The 18,945-nt window shown below is 72.3% G+C and carries 16 protein-coding genes and 1 tRNA gene; 11 read left to right on the forward strand and 6 right to left on the reverse strand.

The features are described 5' to 3' along the window. Window positions 1-5: 5 nt before the first annotated feature. The 3 genes from ACQ5SO_RS04410 to ACQ5SO_RS04420 form a co-directional block, all read right to left on the reverse strand. A complete protein-coding gene (locus tag ACQ5SO_RS04410) occupies window positions 6-878 on the reverse strand; it encodes a carbohydrate ABC transporter permease (protein ID WP_430940370.1) in 873 nt (290 codons plus the stop codon). Between the two features lie 137 nt (window positions 879-1,015). Continuing rightward, complete coding sequence (locus ACQ5SO_RS04415; protein WP_430940371.1) at window positions 1,016-2,323, reverse strand: ABC transporter substrate-binding protein; 1,308 nt, start codon at window positions 2,321-2,323, stop codon at window positions 1,016-1,018. Between the two features lie 138 nt (window positions 2,324-2,461). Continuing rightward, window positions 2,462-3,418 carry a sugar-binding transcriptional regulator gene (locus tag ACQ5SO_RS04420; protein WP_430940372.1) on the reverse strand — a complete coding sequence of 319 codons (957 nt, stop codon included), beginning with the start codon at window positions 3,416-3,418 and terminating at the stop codon, window positions 2,462-2,464. Window positions 3,419-4,031: 613 nt separating this feature from the next. Here ACQ5SO_RS04420 and ACQ5SO_RS04425 point away from each other — a divergent pair. After that, window positions 4,032-5,750: a hypothetical protein gene (locus ACQ5SO_RS04425; RefSeq protein WP_430940373.1), complete on the forward strand. Its 1,719-nt coding sequence runs from the start codon at window positions 4,032-4,034 to the stop codon at window positions 5,748-5,750. A 57-nt stretch (window positions 5,751-5,807) separates the two neighbouring features. Next, the gene (locus ACQ5SO_RS04430; protein WP_430940374.1) at window positions 5,808-6,251 is read left to right on the forward strand and encodes a winged helix-turn-helix transcriptional regulator; all 444 of its coding nucleotides are present in this window, start codon (window positions 5,808-5,810) and stop codon (window positions 6,249-6,251) included. Between the two features lie 20 nt (window positions 6,252-6,271). Here ACQ5SO_RS04430 and ACQ5SO_RS04435 read toward each other — a convergent pair whose 3' ends face one another. Beyond that, complete coding sequence (locus tag ACQ5SO_RS04435) at window positions 6,272-7,786, reverse strand: hypothetical protein (protein WP_430940375.1); 1,515 nt, start codon at window positions 7,784-7,786, stop codon at window positions 6,272-6,274. A gap of 274 nt (window positions 7,787-8,060) precedes the next feature. Here ACQ5SO_RS04435 and ACQ5SO_RS04440 point away from each other — a divergent pair, with 274 nt between their 5' ends. The 5 genes from ACQ5SO_RS04440 to ACQ5SO_RS04460 all read left to right on the forward strand — a co-directional run bounded on the left by ACQ5SO_RS04440 (window position 8,061) and on the right by ACQ5SO_RS04460 (window position 12,810). Continuing rightward, window positions 8,061-8,726, forward strand: coding sequence for a TetR/AcrR family transcriptional regulator (locus ACQ5SO_RS04440; protein WP_430940376.1), 666 nt, complete (start codon window positions 8,061-8,063; stop codon window positions 8,724-8,726). A gap of 175 nt (window positions 8,727-8,901) precedes the next feature. Further along, window positions 8,902-9,969 (forward strand): C4-dicarboxylate TRAP transporter substrate-binding protein, encoded by a 1,068-nt coding sequence (locus ACQ5SO_RS04445; RefSeq protein ID WP_430940377.1) that lies wholly within the window; start codon window positions 8,902-8,904, stop codon window positions 9,967-9,969. Between the two features lie 136 nt (window positions 9,970-10,105). Continuing rightward, a complete protein-coding gene (locus ACQ5SO_RS04450; RefSeq protein WP_430940378.1) occupies window positions 10,106-10,717 on the forward strand; it encodes a TRAP transporter small permease subunit in 612 nt (203 codons plus the stop codon). After that, a complete protein-coding gene (locus ACQ5SO_RS04455; RefSeq protein WP_430940379.1) occupies window positions 10,714-12,021 on the forward strand; it encodes a TRAP transporter large permease in 1,308 nt (435 codons plus the stop codon). The genes ACQ5SO_RS04450 and ACQ5SO_RS04455 overlap by 4 nt, the downstream gene beginning before the upstream one ends. Before the next feature lie 12 nt (window positions 12,022-12,033). After that, the gene (locus tag ACQ5SO_RS04460; RefSeq protein ID WP_430940380.1) at window positions 12,034-12,810 is read left to right on the forward strand and encodes a cyclase family protein; all 777 of its coding nucleotides are present in this window, start codon (window positions 12,034-12,036) and stop codon (window positions 12,808-12,810) included. Window positions 12,811-12,836: 26 nt separating this feature from the next. Here ACQ5SO_RS04460 and ACQ5SO_RS04465 read toward each other — a convergent pair whose 3' ends face one another. Next, window positions 12,837-13,679 carry a DeoR/GlpR family DNA-binding transcription regulator gene (locus ACQ5SO_RS04465; protein WP_430940381.1) on the reverse strand — a complete coding sequence of 281 codons (843 nt, stop codon included), beginning with the start codon at window positions 13,677-13,679 and terminating at the stop codon, window positions 12,837-12,839. A 158-nt stretch (window positions 13,680-13,837) separates the two neighbouring features. Further along, window positions 13,838-13,924 (reverse strand) — tRNA-Leu (locus tag ACQ5SO_RS04470). A 192-nt stretch (window positions 13,925-14,116) separates the two neighbouring features. Here ACQ5SO_RS04470 and lipB point away from each other — a divergent pair. The 4 genes from lipB (at window position 14,117) to ACQ5SO_RS04490 (ending at window position 18,929) form a co-directional block, all read left to right on the forward strand. Further along, on the forward strand, window positions 14,117-14,785 hold the full coding sequence (gene lipB, locus ACQ5SO_RS04475; protein ID WP_430940382.1) for a lipoyl(octanoyl) transferase LipB: 669 nt from the start codon (window positions 14,117-14,119) through the stop codon (window positions 14,783-14,785). Window positions 14,786-15,293: 508 nt separating this feature from the next. After that, entirely contained in the window at window positions 15,294-16,937 is a 1,644-nt protein-coding gene (gene ctaD / locus ACQ5SO_RS04480; protein ID WP_430940383.1) for a cytochrome c oxidase subunit I, read from the forward strand. A gap of 1 nt (window position 16,938) precedes the next feature. Then, complete coding sequence (locus ACQ5SO_RS04485) at window positions 16,939-17,496, forward strand: DUF2244 domain-containing protein (protein ID WP_430940384.1); 558 nt, start codon at window positions 16,939-16,941, stop codon at window positions 17,494-17,496. 116 nt (window positions 17,497-17,612) lie between these two features. Further along, window positions 17,613-18,929, forward strand: coding sequence for an NAD(P)/FAD-dependent oxidoreductase (locus tag ACQ5SO_RS04490; protein WP_430940385.1), 1,317 nt, complete (start codon window positions 17,613-17,615; stop codon window positions 18,927-18,929). Window positions 18,930-18,945: the final 16 nt, after the last annotated feature.

The following is an 18,945-nucleotide window of genomic DNA, read 5'->3' on the forward strand; positions in this document are numbered from 1 at the left end:
CCCCCTTACGCGTCGAGGTTCTTGCCGATCATCCGCATCAGGAAGATCGCGACGATGTTGGCGAGGATGACGGCGACGATGCCGCCCGCGGAGCCGCCGCCCACGTCGAACTGCAGCAGCGACTGCGCGTAGACGAGGTAGGCGATGTTGGTGCTCTCGTAGCCGGGGCCGCCATTGGTGGTGACCAGGATCTCGGCGAAGACCGACAGCAGGAAGATGGTCTGGATCAGGATCACCACGGTGGCGGCGCGCGACAGGTGCGGCAGGGTGATGAACCAGAACCGCTTGAGGGGCGGGGCGCCGTCCATCTCGGCCGCTTCCAGCTGCTCGCGGTCGAGGCTCTGGATCGCGGTCAGCAGGATCAGCGTCGCGAAGGGCAGCCACTGCCAGGCCACGATCAGGATGATCGACAGCAGCGGGATCTCGCCGAGGAAATCGATCGGTTCGGCGCCGAAGAACTTGGCGATATGGGCGAAGAGGCCGTTCACCGGGTTCATGAACATGTTCTTCCACACCAGCGCCGAGACGGTGGGCATGACGAAGAACGGCGCGATGATGAGGATCCGGGCCGGGCCCTGCCCCCACATCGGCTGGTCGAGCAGCAGCGCCAGCAGCACGCCCCCGATGGTGGTGATCAGCAGCACCCCCCCGACCAGCGCCAGCGTGTTCCACAGCGCGGCGAAGAAGGCCGGGTCGGTCAGGAAATACTCGTAATTGTCGAAGCCGGTGAACTGCTCCATCCCCGGCATCAGCAGGTTGTACCGCTGGAACGAGAACCAGATCGTCATGCTCAGCGGGATCAGCATCCAGCCCAGCAGCAGCAGCACCGCCGGGGAGATCATCAGGCGCGCGGCGCCGCGGGAATGCGCGGTGGCCATGGGGACGCCCTCCTGTCGATGGGGGAGAAAGGGGAAAAGACCGCCCCGCCGGAGAGATCCGGGAGGGACGCGCAAGGCGGGGCGGCAAGCGGGGGCCCGGCGGAAGGGCCGGACCCCGTGGGGAACCGGGGGAGGGCTTACTCGATGTAGCCGCCCTTCTTCATCTCGCGCGTGGTGGCCGCCTGGGCCGCCTGCAGGGCCTGGTCGGCCGACATCTTGCCCGCCAGCGCGGCCGAGAACATCTGCCCGACCATCGTGCCGATGCCCTGGAACTCGGGGATCGCGACGAACTGGACGCCGACATACGGCACCGGGTCGACGGCCGGGTTCTTCGGATCGGCGGCGTTGATGCTTTCCAGCGTCATCCGGGCGAAGGGCGCGGCCTCGAGGTACTGCTCGTTCTCATAGAGCGAGGTGCGGGTGCCCGGGGGCACGTTCGCCCAGCCTTCCTGCGCGGCGACCAGCTCGGTGTATTCCTTGGAGGTCGCCCACTCGATGAAGGTCTTGGCCGCGTCGGTGGCGTCCGAGCCCGCCGGGACCGCGAGGTTCCAGGCCCAGAGCCAGTTGCCGCGCTTGCCCAGGCCGTTGTCGGGGGCGAGCGCGAAGCCCACCTTGTCGGCCACGGTGGAATCGTCGGGGTTGGTCACGAAGGACGCGGCCACGGTGGCGTCGATCCACATGCCGCACTTGCCCGACTGGAACAGCGACAGGTTCTCGTTGAACCCGTTCGAGGAGGCGCCGGGAGGGCCCGCGACGTCCATGACGTCAAGGTAGGTGGTCAGCGTCGCCTTCCACTCGGGCTGGTCGAACTGCGGGTTCCAGTCCATGTCGAACCAGCGCGCGCCGAAGCTGTTGGCCATCGCCGACAGGAAGGCCATGTTCTCGCCCCAGCCGGCCTTGCCGCGCAGGCAGATCCCGTAGACCTCGTTCTCCTTGTCCGTCATGGCCTTGGCGGCCTCGACGATGAAGGCCCAGCTCGGCGCCTCGGGCATCTCGAGGCCGGCCTTCTCCATCAGGTCGGTGCGGTACATGACCATCGAGGATTCGCCGTAGAACGGCGCGGCGTAGAGCTTGCCGTCCGCGGTCAGCCCGCCCGCGATGGCGGGCAGCAGGTCGTCCGTGTCATAGGCGGCGCCGAACTCCAGCGGCTCCAGCCAGCCCTGCTTGGCCCAGATCGGAACCTCGTAGGTGCCGATGGTCATCACGTCGTACTGGCCGCCCTTGGTGGCGACGTCGGTGGTCACGCGCTGGCGCAGCACGTTCTCTTCCAGCGTCACCCATTCCAGCTCGATGTCCGGGTGCTTCTCGGTGAACGCGCCCGCGAGCTTCTGCATGCGGATCATGTCGCCGTTGTTGACGGTGGCGATGGTGACGGTCTCGGCCTGGGCGGAGACGGTCAGCGCAAGGGTCGAGGCTGCGGCGAGCAGCCATCCGGTCGATTTCATGTTGTTCCTCCCGATGAGCCAATCAGTGGGCACTTGCCCTCGGCTTGGGCGATTACTCGCAAATGTGACGCAGGCATGTCAACAGGCGCGTGCGCCCCATGGGCGCACGCGGGGCGAAGGCGACGCAAATACAGTTGGTTACAGGCCGAGCAGCGCCTCGGCCGTGGTCTCGTTGGTTATCAACCCGTTGACCAGCCCGCCGCGAATCGCCGCGGAGACGCCGGGCAGCTTGCGCGGGCCCATGGCGCAGGCGACCACCAGCCCGGCCTCGCGCGACGGGATCGGGGCAGAGGCGACGCGGTCATTGGCGCCGCCCTCGATCAGCCGGCCGCCCTCGTCGAAGGCCCAGCCCAGGATCTCCCCGACCGCGCCGCGGGCGCGCATCCGGGCCATCTCCTCGGCGTCGATGAACCCGTCCTGGTGGAGCGGCGCGTTCTCGTCGAACTCGCCCACGCCGACGAAGGTCAGCGTCGCCTTCGCCGCCATCTCCAGCGTCGCGCGCACGGTCTTCTGCTGGTGCAGCATGTCCCGCTCGGTGGCCGAGGAGGCGACGACGGGCAGCGGCATGGGGAAGGAGGGGGCCTTCACGGTGTCGGCCATGGTGAAGACGACGTTGAAATAGGCGGCCGAGCCGTCGGGGGCGATGTTCCCGGTCAGCGACACCACCCGGTGCTGGGGGCAGTCGATCTCGGGCAGCAGCTCGACGGCGGCGCGCAGGGTGCGGCCGGTGCCGACGCCCATGATGATCGGCTCCTCCGCCGACAGGGCGCGCTCCATGGCCATGGCGGTGGTTTCGGCCACGCCGATGGTGGTGGAGGCGCTGTCGGGATCGCCGGGCGCGACCTCGCAGAATTTCAGCCCGAAGCGGTGGGTCAGCGCCTCGGCCAGGTCCATGCAGCGGGCGATGGGATGCTCGATGCGCACCTTCACCAGCCCCTCGGACATCGCCAGCGCCACCAGCCGCTGGGCCGACTGGCGCGAGACGCCGAGCTTGGCGGCGATCTGGTCCTGGGTGTTCCCGGCGATGTAGTACAGCCACCCGGCGCGGGCGGCGTCGTCGAGCCGGGCGCTCTGGCGGGGGGTCATTCGGGTCATGCCTGGTTCCCTGCTGCTTCGCACGCCTGAGCATATGCCCGGAAACGGGCGCTCGCCAGTGCCCGCGGCTCGCGCCAGGGTTGATCCGGCGCCGCGGGGCGTGAGAGGGAGGAGGGGCGCCGGCGCGGCCCCGGGGGCGCTGCGGGGGCGCCCGGGGGGGCGCGACGAAGTTTCCGGGGCGGATCTCTCCCAATTGCAGCCGCGTTTCCAATCTAGAAAGATACAGGCGGGAGGCATCAATGATCGTCTCCGGCCCGGGATCCTGCGCGCGGGGAGGCGCGCGGAGACCCCCGGGCCGGGTCCCCGACGGGTCTCTGCCGGGTCCGCGCCGGGTGGATCGGCGCGGCGGGCGCCGCGTGAAGGGAGATCGGAGCAGGACATGAACGACCCCGCGCCCGGCCCGTCCGGGCCTTCCTCCCCGCCCGCGGCCGGGTCGGCCGCCGGGGCGCCGTCGCCGGACCCGAACGCCGGTCCGGGCGCGTCCGCCGCGCCGGGTTCGGCCGCCGCGCCTGCGCCTGCATCGGCCTCGGCGTCTTCGCCCCCGTCGTCCCCCGGCGCGGCGCGCAGGCGCCCCGGCCCGGTTCCCGATTTCCGCGAGCTTCCGCCCGCCCTGATGCTGGTCGCCGCGCTGCTGGCCGCGATCGGCGCGGCCTTCGTGCTGGCGCCGGACATCCTCGCGGCCTCGGTCGGAGCCGGGGCGGGGGCGGACCCGCTCTCCGCGGCCTCGATGCTGCGCGGCTTCGGCTTCGCGACGCTGGCGCTCTCGGCCGGGCTGGCCGGGGCGGGGGCGGGGCGCGCCGGGGCGGCGCCGCTGGCGGTGGGGCTGCTGATCACGCTGCTCTCGCTGCTTGCGCTGCGCAGCTACGCCGCCGCGTTCTGGGCCTGGCGGCTGGACGCGGCGGGGGTGGACTTCGCCTATGCCCGCTCGGTCGCGCTGGGCTGGGGGGCGGTCGCCGGGCCGGGGGCGGCGCCGTTCGAGGGCTACGGCTCCAGCCTGTGGATGCTGGCGCTGGCGGGGATGCACGCGCTGGGGCTGGCGATCATCCCCGCGGCGAAGGCGCTGGCGCTGGGGATGTCGGCGGTCACGCTGCTGCTGGTCCTCGACGGCGCGCGGCGGCTGTCGGGCGGGCTGGCGGCGGTTCCGGCGGCGGCGGCGGTGTGCCTGTCGGCGCCGCTGGCGATCTGGGCCTGCGCGGGGCAGGAGGACGCGCTGCACGCGCTGCTGACGGCCGCCATCGCCTGGGCGGCGATCCGCGGGGCGTATTGGCGCGGCGCGGCGACGGCGCTGCTGACGCTGCTGGTCCTGGCGCGCCCCGAGGCGCCCCTGGCCGCGGCGGCGGTCTGCGCGGCGGGCGCGGCGCTGGACCGGGGGCTGCCGCGCGGCACGCTGCTGCGCCGGAACCTGCCGCTGCTGCTGGTCCCGCTGGCGGCGCTTGCGGGGCTGACGGCGTTCCGGGCGGCGTATTTCGGCGACGCCGTTCCGCCGCGGCTCTGGGCCGGGGCGGGGGCGCTCGACCTGGCGGGGGCGCTGAACCCGTTCGGCGGCGGCTGGGCCTATCTTCTCGGGGGGCTGGGCGGCGCCGGGCTGGCGCTGGCGGCGGTTCCGGCGGCGCTGGCCGGGCCGCGCCGCGCGGGCGACGCCTCGGCCGCCGTGCCCGCGGCGCTGCTGGGCGCGCAGGCGGCGGCGGTGATCCTGTCCGGCGGGGACGCGTATGGCCAGTGGCGGCTGCTGGCGCCGGCCGCGCCGCTGCTGGCGCTGCTGTTCGCCGCCGGGATCCGGCGGCTTCCGGCGCCGCGGATGAAGCTTGCCGCGCTGGCCTGCGCGGCGGGGCTGATGACGGCGCAGGCGACGGCGGTGCAGGGGCTGCGCTTCGCCGCCGCTCCCGCCGCGCCCTTCTCGGTCGCCGCCGAGACGGGGGCCGCCTATGCCGCCCTCGCCGCCCGGCTGGGCGTCGGCGCGCCGCTGCTGGCCCATTCCCGCGGGGGGGCGATCCTGTACCTGCGCGACATCCCGCTGCTGGACCTCTCGGGCGCCTCGGACCGCCGCGTCGCCGCGGCGCTGGACGACCCGGGCGCCCTCGCGGCCCATGTGCTCGAGGAGCGCCGCCCCGCCTTCATCCACGGCCCGGCGACGGGCGCGGCCCTGCGCGGCTTCGCCGAGCGCCCGGACCTCGCCGCCGCCTATGTGCCGCTGGTGTGGGAGGGGCGCCCGCGCCTCGCCGCCGATCTCTCGCACCTGCGCCGGGACCTGGCGCGCGCGGTTCCGGGGGTGATCCCGGTGCATGACGGCGGCGAGATCGCCTATGTCATCGTGCACGACCCGGGACGCTGAGCCGGGCCGCGCGGCGGCGGCTTCCGGCGCGCCCGCTTGCGCGCTATGCTCGGGCGCATGAAATGGTCCGAACTCAAGCATGATCCCTGCCCGGTGGCCCGCGGCCTGTCCGTGATCGGCGACCGCTGGACCATGCTCATCATCCGCGAATGCTTCCGCGGCGTGCGCCGGTTCGACGATTTCCAGCGCGGGCTGGGGATCACCCGCCATGTCCTCTCGGACCGGCTGAGGAAGCTGGAGGAGGAGGGCGTCCTGCGCCGGGAGCAGTACCAGGAGCGTCCCGCGCGCTGGGAATACCGGCTGACCGACGCGGGACGGGCGCTGCACCAGGTGATGCTGTCCATGGTCGGCTGGGCCCAGGAATGGGGGCCGCCGCGTCCCGAGGGGCCGGTGTTCCAGGTCACCGACCGCGACACCGGCCGCCCGGTGCGCCCGGTGATCGTCGACGCCGAGACGGGCGAGCCGCTGGACCCGCGCCGCCTCTCCATCGATTTCGCCTGAGGACTTGGGCCCAGGCGCGGTTACAGGACCGCGGACAGGACCCCGAGATAGAGGCTCAGCACCGCCCAGGCCAGCAGCGTGTAGCGCAGGTTCCAGCCCCAGGTGACCTGCGTCGCCGGAAGCCCCGTGGCCCGCGCGGTGATCAGCCCGCCCGCCCCGAAGGGCGACCCGGTCAGGCACAGCGCCCAGCCCCCCGACAGCGCCAGCGCCAGCAGCGCCGGGTCGATCCCGGTGGGCGTCGCCGCGAGGGCCGAGCCGAGGAACACCGCCGTCACGATCGGCGAGATCGCCAGCTGCACCATCCCCAGCACGATCAGCGGCAGCAGCGCCAGCAGAGCCGGGTCCGGCAGCGCCGAGACCAGCCCCGCCGCGATGTCCGTGGGCACGAGATCGGCCAGCATCAGCCCGATGAACCCCGCCGTCCCCAGCGTCACCGCCTCGGGCGAGGAGGCGGGCATCCCCACCACCGCCGCCGCCTTCGCCCGCACCCCCAGCGCGCGCACCGCGCCCGCGGGCCCGGCGGCGGCGTTCTGGATCAGCAGCCAGCCCGCCGTCACCGTCGGCGCGGCGAGCATCAGCGCCGGGACCATCGTCACCCCCGTCAGCCCCCGCACCGCCAGCGCGCTGCCGATCAGCGCGAAACATGCCAGGCCCAGCCCCGCGAAGGCCCGGCCCGGGCGCGGCCCCGGCTCGGCCCCCGCCGGCGCCGCGCGCAGCCCCGCCGCCCCCGCCACCAGGTCCGGCGGCAGGCGGCCCGGGCGGTGGCGGATCATGTCCTCGGCCAACCCCGCGAGGAAGGCGACGAGCGAAAAGCCCAGCCCCAGCGCGATGGCTTTCAGCGGCGAGACCCCGGGGAACATCGAGACCATCAGCGCCTGCGTCACCGTCGTCGGCGCCCAGGTGATCGCGGTGGCGAAGCCGCGCAGCACGGCCGAGTGCTGGCGGCGCGATTTCAGCGCCGCCACCGCCTCGGGGGCGCCGCGGGCGCGCTCGGCCTTCACCCCCGCCTCGATCAGCGGGGCGAGCAGGTTGATGGAGCCGAAATTGAGCAGCACCGTCATCGCGTGCGCGCCCCAGGACAGCGCCGCGTAGCGCCGCCGCGGCGGCTGGCGGGTCATGAAGCGCCCGGCCGCGGCGACGGAGGGGGAGGTGGACGCCGCGTCGCGCAGAAGCCCCAGCAGCAGCATGAAGGCGGCGAGGAACGCCGCGCGGTCGAGCGCGCCGGGCAGCGTGGTCCACGGGTCGTCCCCCAGCGCCGCCTCGCCCGCCGCCAGCAGCAGCGCGAGGCCGACGAGGTATTTCTCCCGCAGGCCCAGCCGTTTGCGCGCGGCGATGCAGAACCCCGCGAAGGCGGCCCCGGCCAGCAGGCCGAACCCCTCCCAGCCGCCATAGATCCGCAGCAGGGCCAGCACCGCGAGGGCGGCGAGCAGCAGCCCGGGCAGGGGCGCCGGGGCGGGGGCCGGGGCGGGAGGCTGCGCGGGCGCCGGGGCCGGGCGGGCGGCGCCGTCTTGCGGCGAGGAAGAGGGGGCGGACAAGGGGCGGCGGGCTCCGGTGGCGCGCGCGGGCGGCGCGTCTGGCGCGGGGGGATGTGCCCCGGCGCCGCGAATTTGATAAGGCGTCCTTCGTTTTTGCGCGCTGCCCGGCGGCAATGCAAGGCCGCGCCGCGCCGCCGGGGCGCGGCTTGCCCCGGCGCGGCCGCCCGCCCGCCGGGCGCCCCGCCTTTCGCTGCGCCGCGGCATGGACTTGCTGCGGCGCACGGTCGCAGATGCGGCTTGACGGGCGCGGCCCCCCCGGCTCAACCTGTCGGCGATGGATCAGAACGTCGTCACACCCCCCGATCCGGGGGACGCGCCCCGAAGCGCGCCGCATGCGGGCGTCGCCCGCCGCCGCATCCTCGACGCGGCCGAGCTGGAATTCGCGACCCACGCCTTCGCGGGCGCCAACATGCGCCGGATCGCCGACGCCGCCGGCGTCGCGCCGGGGCTGCTGCACTACCATTTCGGCTCCAAGGACGGGCTGTTCGACGCGGTGCTGTTGCGCCGGGCCGCGGCGATCAACGACCTGCGCGAACGCGCGCTGACCGCCCTGCCGGACCCGGATCTCGAGGAGATCCTCTACGCCTTCTTCCGTCCCGCGCTGGATCCCGCCGCGGGCGGCTCGCCCTATGCGCGCATCCTCGCGGGGATCGCCTACGGCTCCCAGGTCCACCAGCAGCGGGTCTCGGACCTCTACGATTCCATCGCGCACCTGTTCATCGAGGCGATCCGCTTCGCCGTGCCCGGCCTCGGGCGCAAGGAGGCGACGCGGGGCTACCTGCTCGCCGTCGGGGCGCTGATCTCGGTCATGGCCCGCGACGGGCGCAGCGAGCGGCTGTCCGGCGCGACCGAGCAGGACGACCTGGCCGAGGCGATCGGCAACGCGGTGCGGTTCTCGGCCGGGGGCATCCGCGCCCTCGCCGCCGGCCGCCGGGGCTGAGCGCCCCCAGGACGCGGCGCGCGCGTCCGGGACCCCGGGCCGGGAGGGGCCCGCGCCCCGGACGCGCGCGCCGCGGACATCCTGCGTTCGGGACGGCCGCCAGGGCCGCCCCGCGCGCCGCCGGACCGGGCCGCAAGCAGCCCGGCCGCGCATCCCGGGAGGAGAGAGAAGACCCATGTTCCGCACCACCGCAGCCGCCGCGGCGCTGGCCGCCGCCGCGCTGGCGGCCCCCGCCGCCCCCGCCTTCGCCGAAGACGTCTCGGCCTCCATCGTCGCCGGGCACCCGCCGGTGTTCCGCTGGGTGAAGATGTTCCCCCAGGCCTTCATCCCCGAGGTGGAGCGCAGGCTCGAGGGCACGGGCCATTCCATGCGCTTCGACGAGCAGTATGGCGGCGCCGTCGCCAAGGTGGGCGAGGAGCTGGAGGCGGTCGAGGAAGGCCTGGCCGAGATCGGCGCGGTGTCCTCGCTGTTCGACCCGGCCAAGCTGACGCTGCAGAACGTGACCTATTACACGCCCTTCGTGTCGGACGACGCCGACCTCGTCACGCAGGTGATGGATGCGCTCCAGCGCGAGGACGCGCGGATGCAGGCGATCTACGACCAGTTCGGGATCGTGCAGATCGGCGGGCCGATCGCCATCGACGACTACCTGCTGATGACCACCTTCCCGGTGACTTCGCTGGCGGATCTCGAGGGGCGCAAGATCGCGGCCCCGGGCGCGGCGATCAACTGGCTGTCGGGGACCGGGGCGGTGGGGGTCTCGGGCAACCTCACCCTCTATTACAACGACATCAAGACGGGGGTGTATGACGGGGTGCTGGTCTTCGCCTCGGCCGCTTTGCCCGGCAAGCTCTACGAGGTCGCCCCGCATATCACGAAGGTCGGCCTCGGGGCGCAGTACGCGGGCTCGATCGGCGTGAACAAGGACTGGTGGGAGGACCTGCCGCAGGAGGTCCGGGACGCGATGCTGGCGGGGGCCGAGGCGTACAAGGCGGCGTATCTCGCCGACCTGGACGCCACGGTGAAGAAGGCGTTCGAGGTGATGGCGGCGAACGGCGCCACGATCAAGGACGCCTCGCCCGAGATGCGCCGGGCCTGGGCCGCGGGGATGGACAACGTGGCGAAGGAATGGGCGGGGACGCTGGACGCGCGCGGCCAGCCGGGCAGCGCGATCCTGTCCACCTACATGGACGCGATGCGCGCCGCCGGGGCGACCCCGCTGCGCGACTGGGACAAGGAGTGAGGCTTGCGGGGCCGGGCGGGCGCGGGGGCGCGCGCCTCGCCCCCCGGCGCGCGCCGCGGTGCGCCGCGGCGGCGCCCGCCCGGCTACCCGCCTGACCGCCCGCCCTGCCGCCTGACCGCTTGATGACCGCAGCCGCATGACCGCACCCGATCCCAAGCCGGGCCGCGCGCCCGGACCCGTGGCCGCGCGGGTCGCCGCGCCCCCGCCCCTGCCCCCGCCCGGCCCCGTCCGGCGCGGGCTCGACGCGCTGACCGCGGGGCTGAACCTGCTGGGCGCGGGGCTGATCCTCGCCGTCATGGCGCTGGTCTGCGCCGACGTGGCGGGGCGAACCTTCTTCGCCGCGCCCATTTCGGGCGTGCCAGAGCTCGTCTCCCTCTCCATCGTCGCCATCGTGTTCCTGCAGGCCCCGCAGGCGGTGCGGCTGGGGCGGCTGACCCGCTCGGACGCCTTCCTCGACCGCCTCGCCGCCCGCAGCCCCCGGGCGAAGGCGGGGCTGGCGGCTTTCTATGACCTGGTCGGCGCCGCGGTCTTCGCCGCGATCCTGCAGGCCAGCTGGCCGCTGTTCTGGAAGGCGTGGGAGCGGGGGACCTTCGTCGGCGCGGTCGGCGACTTCATGGCCCCGGTCTGGCCGGTCAAGCTGGTGATCCTGGTGGGCTGCGCGATGCTGATCCTGCGCTTCGGTCTGCGCGTCCTCGACGCCGCGACGGGCCGGGCGGACGCCGCGCCGGAGCCGGAGGACGCGGCATGAGCGCCTTCGACATCGGCCTGCTGTCGCTCGGCGGGATCTTCGGCCTCGTGCTGCTGGGCCTTTACGTGCCCGTCGCGCTGATGGTCTGCAGCTTCATCGGCGTCTGGGCGATCAAGGGCAAGGCGGCGCTGGCCTCGAAGCTGCTGGCCCTCGCCGCCTCGGACGCCATCGCGAGCTACCATTTCGGGGTCGTCCCGCTCTTCGTCCTCATGGGCTTCTTCGTGGCCGAGGCGGGGATCGGCCGCGACGCCTTCCGGGTGGCGCAGGCGCTGCTGGGGCGGATGACGGGGGGCCTCGGCGTCGCCACGGTGGGGGCCAACGCGCTGTTTGCGGCGATCACCGGCATCTCCATCGCCTCGGCGGCGGTGTTCAGCCGCATCGCGGCGCCCGAGATGATCGCCCGCGGCTACACCCCCCGTTTCGCGGCGGGGATCGTGGCGGGGTCCTCGGTGCTGGGGATGCTGATCCCGCCCTCGCTGCTGCTGATCCTCTACGCCATCCTCGCGGAACAATCGGTCGGAGACCTCTTCATCGCCGGAATCCTGCCGGGACTGGTGATGGCGGCGCTGTTCGGCGCGGTGGTGATCGGCATGGTCCGCTTCGCCCCCGGCTTTGCGGGCCGCCCCGACCGCGGCCGGGTGGAGGAGCCGCTGGGCCGGGTCCTGCTCGGCGGCCTTTCCATCGCGCTGCTGGTGGGGCTGGTGGTCGGGGGCCTCTATGGCGGCATCTTCACGCCGGTGGAATCCGGCGCGGTGGGGGCCGCGGGGGCGCTGCTCCTCGGCCTCCTGCGCCGGTCGCTTTCGCGCGAGGGCTTCGGCCGGGCGCTGGTGGAAACCGGCATGGTCACCGCCTCGATCTGCCTGCTGATCATCGCCGCCGCGATGTATTCGCGGATGCTCGCCTTCTCGGGCGTCCCGCGCGAGTTCGGAGAGATGGTCGCCGCCTCCGGCCTCGGGCCCACCGGCGTGCTCCTCCTCTACATCCTCGCCGTCATCGCCATGGGCATGATCCTCGACAGCTCCTCGATCATGCTGATCCTCGTGCCGCTGATGCTGCCGGTGGTCGAGCCGATGGGCCTCGACCTCGTCTGGTTCGGGATCCTGACCGTCATCGCGGTGGAGATCGGGCTGCTCACGCCCCCGTTCGGCATATCCGTCTACGTCATCCGGTCCTCGCTGCGGCGCCGCGACCTGCCGCTCGGCGCCATCTTCGCCGGCGCCGCGCCCTTCGCCCTCGCCATGTTCGCCTGCCTGATGCTGGTGCTGGCCTTTCCCCCGCTCGCCACCGCGCTTATGGCCCATTGAAGGAGTTTCCCCATGCCCCGCCGCTTCGTCGACATTTCCGTCGCGCTCGAGACCGACATCGCCTCGGATCCGCCGATCCAGCTGCCCGAGATCGACTACCATGCCCATGCCGAGACGGCCGAGCAGATCGCCTTGTTCTTCCCCGGCCTGACCGCCGCGGACCTACCGGGCGGCGACGGCTGGGCGGTGGAGCGGCTGCGGATCTCGACCCATAACGGCACCCACCTGGATGCGCCCTATCACCACCATTCCACGATGAATGGCGGCGAGCGGGCCTGGACCATCGACGAGGTGCCGCTGGAGTGGTGCTTCAACCCCGGCGTGAAGCTCGATTTCCGGCATTTCGAGGACGGCTATGTCGCCACCGCCGCGGATGTGGAGGCGGAGCTGAAGCGCATCGGGCACGCGCTGCAGCCGCTCGACATCGTGGTGGTGAACACCTCGGCCGGGGCCAAGTACGGCCAGCCCGATTACGTCGCCGCGGGCTGCGGGATGGGCAAGGAGGCGACGCTCTACCTGCTGGAGCGCGGCGTGCGCGTGACCGGCACCGACGCCTGGTCCTGGGACGCGCCCTTCATCCACACCGCGAAGAAATGGATGGAGACGAAGGACCCGAGCATCATCTGGGAAGGCCACCGCGCCTCGATCGACATCGGCTATTGCCACATGGAGAAGCTGGCCAATCTCGACCAGCTGCCGCCGACCGGGTTCACCATCTCCTGCTTCCCGTTCAAGATCAAAGCGGCCTCGGCCGGGTTCACCCGCGCGGTGGCGATCTTCGAGGACTGAGCGGGGGCAGGGGGGCGCCGGGCGCGTCAGGCCGCCGAGGCGGCCCGCGCCGCGGCGGTGTCGATCCGCGTGTCCCAGCCCTGGCAGAGCGAGGCGAGGGCGGGGGGCGGCGCGCGGTCGGTGAACAGCGCCGCCATGTCCCGCAGGCTGCCAACCCGCGCAGGCGCGGAGCGCAGCACCCGCGCGCTCTCGCAGATCAGGAGCGTGCGCCGCGCCTGCGCCATCGCCGCCCGGTGCACGACCGCGAGGCGCATGTCCATCTCCAGCACGTCGCCGTCCCGGTCGAGCGCGGCGCAGCCGATCACCGCGGCGTCGAGCTTGAACCGCTCCACCGCCTCCAGCGCCATCGCCCCGAGCGTGGCGCCAGAGCCCGAGCGCGCCACCGCGCCGCCCAGCAGCACGATCTCGCAATCCGGGTTCTCCGAGAGCGTGGCCGCGACATGGAGAGAGTTGGTCACCGCCAGCAGGCCGCGCCGCCTCAGCAGCGCCCGCGCCGCGGCCTCGGGCGCCGGGCCGGCCCCGAGGAACACCGAGGCGCCCTCGGGCAGGGCGTTCACGCAGGCGGCGGCGAGGGTGTCGAGCACGCCTGCATCCGCCAGCGGCAGCCGCGCGCGCTGCGGGGCCCGCGGGGCGGCTTGCGGCGGCGCGGCGCGCAGGCCGGGGACCAGGAACGCGCCGGGCGGCGGGTCGGTCGGCAGGATCGCGCCGCCATGGACGCGTTCGAGCCGCCCTTCCTCGGCCAGGTCCGCCAGGTCGCGGCGGATGGTCTGCAACGCGACGCCGAAATGGGCGGCGAGGCCGTCCACCGTGACCCGCCCGTCGCGGCGTGCGATTTCAAGGATTTCTGGACGCCGGAAGGTCGCGCTCATGCCGATGCTCCGATGATTCGCCTTCAGGTTGAATCAAATCGGTGAAAACTGCAAGAAGGTTGAGCCATACCAGGGCGCACGCCGCGCGCGAAAAAGAAAAAGCCCCGGCTCGAACCCGAGCCGGGGCTTTTCTTCGCCGCCCCCGAGAGGGGGAGAGATGGTGCGGTCGAGAAGACTCGAACTTCCACGGGAGTTACCCCACAGCGACCTCAACGCTGCGCGTCTACCAATTCCGCCACGACCGCTTGCTCTTGGCGTGGCGCGGCAGATAGCAAGCGGGCGCGGGGGTGGCAAGAGGGCATGAGAGGAAAAACGCGGACGGACCGAATTTTCTTCGCGCGGGCCCCGTCCGCCGCCGCCCCGCCCCCCCGGCGAACGCCGCCCCCGCGACGCCTGCGCCGCTTGCCCGCGGCCCCGCGCGGCGCTACCCGTCGGCCATGGTTGAATGGCGCATACAGGACGGCCTGGTCGACTATCCCGATGCTTTGAGGGAGATGGAGGCGCGGGCCGAGGCGATCCGCAAGGACGGGGCCGAGGAGCTTGTCTGGCTGCTCGAACACCCGCCCCTCTACACCGCCGGCACCTCCGCGCGGCCCGAGGACCTGCTCGAGCCCGACCGCTTCCCCGTCTATGACGCCCGCCGCGGGGGCGAGTACACCTATCACGGGCCGGGGCAGCGCGTGGCCTACGCCATGCTCGACGTCTCCGCCCGCGGCCAGGACCTGCGCCGATTCGTGTGGGGGCTCGAAGAATGGGTCATCCGCGCGCTGGCCGAGTTCAACGTGACCGCCGAGCGGCGCGAGGGGCGCGTGGGCGTCTGGGTGGTGCGCCGGGACAAGGCGCCGGGGCCGACGGGTCCGGCCGAGGACAAGATCGCCGCCATCGGGCTGCGCCTGCGCCGGTGGGTGAGCTTTCACGGCGTCTCGATCAATGTCGAACCGGACCTGACCCATTTCGGCGGCATCGTGCCCTGCGGGATCTCGGAGCACGGGGTGACCAGCCTCGTGGATCTCGGGTTGCCGGTGACCATGGCCGACGTGGACGTGGCGCTGAAGACGGCGTTCGAGGACGTGTTCGGCGCGGGCGGCCCGCTCGGGCGGCGCTGATCGGCGCCTGAGCCCGCCGCAGAACCTGCCGCAGAGCCTGACGTGGAACCTGCCGTAGACCCTGCCGCGCGCGCGATTCGCCCGCGCGGGGCGGACAGGCTCGAATCGCGCGCGTTTCCCCGCCGCCGGGCCCGGGTCGGGCGCAGCCCGCCGTTCCGACATGTGAAATTCGCTCCGCATCGCAGGGGGCGGCGCCCCCGGGACCTGCACGCATCCGCATATCCCCATTCGCAGATGTGCAATTCATGCGTGCCATCGCCCGGGAATTGCCGTAGTTTCGGCCCTGACAACGGGAGTGTGCGGCGCAGGCCGGGACCATTTCGCGGGGCGGGAGGCCCCCGGTTCCGGTGCGCGCCGCGTCCGCCGATGGGTCGCCCCCGCAACCGTTTCCGGTTGCATGCGACCTTCGGGTCCATTGTTTGAGCTCGCTCCCTGTCTTAGGGAGCCACCTGATGCGCGCCGAACCTATCCCGGGGCGGCGCAGGACAAAATCGGCAGGAGACGCTTTATGGCCGACGCAGCGCTCCACGCGCACGATGACCACCCCCGGCCGGGGTTCTTCACGCGCTGGTTCCTTTCGACCAACCACAAGGATATCGGGATCCTGTACCTGATCGTTTCGGCGATCGTGGGTCTCGTCTCCGTCGCCTTCACCATGTACATGCGCCTCGAGCTGATGGAGCCCGGCGTCCAGTACATGCTGACGGCCGACGGCGCCCCGAACGGGCACCTCTGGAACGTGCTCATCACGGGCCACGGCATCCTGATGATGTTCTTCGTGGTCATCCCCGCCCTGTTCGGCGGCTTCGGCAACTACTTCATGCCGCTGATGATCGGCGCGCCGGACATGGCGTTCCCGCGGATGAACAACCTGTCGTTCTGGATGTACTTCACCGGCTGCGCGCTGGCGATCCTCTCGGTGTTCTCGCCGGGCGGCAACGACCAGCTCGGCTCGGGCGTGGGCTGGGTGCTCTATGCGCCGCTGTCGACGCTTGAAGGCGGGTACTCCATGGATCTCGCGATCTTCGCGGTGCACGTTTCGGGCGCCTCGTCGATCCTGGGCGCGATCAACATGATCACGACCTTCCTGAACATGCGCGCGCCGGGCATGACCCTGCACAAGACCCCGCTGTTCGCCTGGTCGATCTTCGTGACCGCCTTCCTGATCCTGCTGTCGCTGCCCGTGCTGGCCGGCGCCATCACCATGCTGCTGACCGACCGCAACTTCGGCACGTCGTTCTTCGACCCCGCCGGCGGCGGCGACCCGGTCCTGTACCAGCACCTCCTGTGGTTCTTCGGCCACCCCGAGGTGTACATGATCATCGTCCCGGGCTTCGGCATCATCTCCCACGTCATCTCGACCTTCTCCAAGAAGCCGATCTTCGGCTACCTGGCGATGGTCTACGCGATGGTGGGCATCGGCGTGCTGGGCTTCGTCGTGTGGGCGCACCACATGTACACCGTGGGCATGTCCGTGACGCAGCAGCAGTACTTCATGCTGGCGACCATGGTCATCGCGGTGCCGACCGGCATCAAGATCTTCTCCTGGATCGCCACCATGTGGGGCGGCTCGATCGAGCTGAAGACCCCGATGCTCTGGGCCTTCGGCTTCCTGTTCCTGTTCACCGTGGGCGGCGTCACCGGCGTGGTCCTGTCCCAGGCGGGCGTGGACCGGGCCTACCACGACACCTACTACGTGGTCGCGCACTTCCACTACGTGATGTCGCTGGGCGCCGTGTTCTGCATCTTCGCGGGCGTCTACTACTGGTTCGCCAAGATGACCGGCCGCCAGTACAACGAGACGCTGGGCAAGGTGCACTTCTGGATGATGTTCATCGGCGCGAACATCACCTTCTTCCCGCAGCACTTCCTGGGCCGCCAGGGCATGCCGCGCCGCTACATGGACTACCCCGAGGCGTTCTCGCTCTGGAACGAGATCTCCTCCTACGGGGCCTTCCTGTCGGGCGCGTCCTTCCTGCTGTTCTTCTACATCGTGTGGCAGGGCGTGACCCGCGGCGCGAAGGTCGAGGAGAAGGCCTACTGGGGCGAGCATGCGGACACCCTCGAGTGGACGCTGCCGAACCCGCCGCCCGAGCACACCTTCGAGCAGCTGCCGACCCCCGACATGTGGGACAAGCAGCCCCATCACTGAGATGGATCATCGCTCTGACAAAACCGCGGCCGGGGACATCTCCCCGGCCGCTGGTCGTTCCGAGGCGCCGATCTACCAGGTCGTCGTCTGGCCGCACCGCTCGCTCTCGGCCAGGGGGTTCCGCATCCTCATGGCCGGCGTCGCCGCAGCCCTCGCCTTCCCGGTCATCCCGCTGATCGGCACGCCCGTGGCCCTCGGCCTCGCGCCCTTCGTCGTCGCGGCCTGGGTGCTGCTGTTCGTCTTCATCAAGCGCAACTACCGCGACGGGCGCCTGTCCGAGACCCTCAAGGTCTGGCCCGACCTGATCCACGTGGAGCGGCGCGAGCCGCGCGGGCCGGTGAAGACCTGGGAGGCGAATCCCTACTGGGTGGAGCTGAAGCTGCACCCCGAGCAGCGGCCCGAGAACTACCTGACCCTGCGGGGGAACGGCCGGACGATCGAGCTGGGCGCCTTCCTCAGCCCCGAGGAACGGCTGGAGCTTCACGCCGAGCTCGAGGACGCCCTGCACAAGGCGCGGATGGCGCCGACCGCCGCCTCCTGGAAACCCGACGGGGCCTGACCGCCCCCTTCCCGCGGCCGTGAGACCTTCGTCTCGCGGCCGCGAAACCGTTCTGGACGCCGCCCGGCGCGGAGGGCAAATATCCGCGCCATCGTCCTTCCCCCGGAGCCCCCGCCATGACCGATTCAGCGCTCTCGTCTCAGCCGCTCTGGTGGGAGGATGCAGGCGCCCCCGAGGCCCCGGCCGAGGCCCCGCTGCCCGCCGAGGCGGATGCGGTGATCGTCGGCGCCGGCCTCACCGGCCTGTCGGCGGCGCGGGAGCTGGCCCGGGCCGGGCGCGCGGTGGTGGTGATCGAGGCGGGGGCCCCGGGAATCGGCGCCTCCTCGCGCAACGGGGGCATGGTCGGGGGCGGGCACCGCCTGTCCTCCTCCGAGCTGGAGGCCCGCTTCGGCCCCGAGGCCGCCATCGGAATGCTGCGCGAGACGCATATCGACAGCCTCGACTACGTGCTGCGCCTGATCGCCGAGGAGGGGATCGACTGCGACCTGCAGCGCACCGGCCGGTTCCGGGGCCTGCACGCGCCGCACCTGCTCGACGCCGCGCAGCGCGAGATCGGGCGGCTGCAGGACCTGATCGGGCTCGAGGCGCACACCCTGGGCGCGGTCGAACAGCAGGCCCACGTGTCCTCGAAGCTCTATTACGGCGGCGCGGTCTATCCGCGGCACCACGCGCTGAACCCCGCGAAATACCTGCGCGGGCTGCTGGCGGCGGCGCAGCGGGCGGGGGCCGAGGTGCATGGAAACACGCCGGTGACGGGCGTGCGGCGGGCGCAGGGCGGCGGCTTCGCCGTGGCGACCGCCCGCGGCACGGTCCGCGCGCGCGACGTGCTGATGGCCACCAACGGCTACACCCCGGGCTTCGCGGGCGCGCTGCGCCGCCGGATCATCCCGGTGCCGTCCTTCATCATCGCGACCGAACCGCTGGGCGCGAACCGGGTCCGCGCGCTGTTCCCCACCGGCGCCTGCATCGTCGAATCGCGCGACCGGCACTGCTATTTCCGACCCTCGCCCGACGGCGCCCGCATCGTCTTCGGGGGCCGCGCGGCGATGATCCCCATCGGCCCCGAGGCGGCGAAGCGCGAGCTGTCGCGCCTGATGGAAGAGGTGTTCCCGCAGCTCGGCCCCGTCGCCATCACCCATTCCTGGCGCGGCTTCACCGGCTTCAGCTTCGACTTCCTGCCCGCGGTCGGGCAGATCGACGGGGTGTGGCACGCGATGGGCTATTCGGGATCGGGCAACGCCATGGCGCCCTGGCTGGGGCGGCAGGCGGCGCAGGGCATCCTCGGAGAGGATGCGGGCGCCTTCGCCCACGCCTCCCTCTCGCCCCGCTGGTGGAACCGGGGGCGGATCGGCGGGATGACGCCCTGGTACATGCCCGCCGTGGACGCGAAGTTCCGCGGCCGGGACGTGATGCTGCGCTATCGCGGCGGCTGAGGGGGCGCGCCGGGGT

Origin of the sequence: Rhodovulum sp. DZ06, assembly GCF_050586345.1 — a bacterium.
Classification (GTDB): Bacteria; Pseudomonadota; Alphaproteobacteria; order Rhodobacterales; family Rhodobacteraceae; genus JBOCEF01.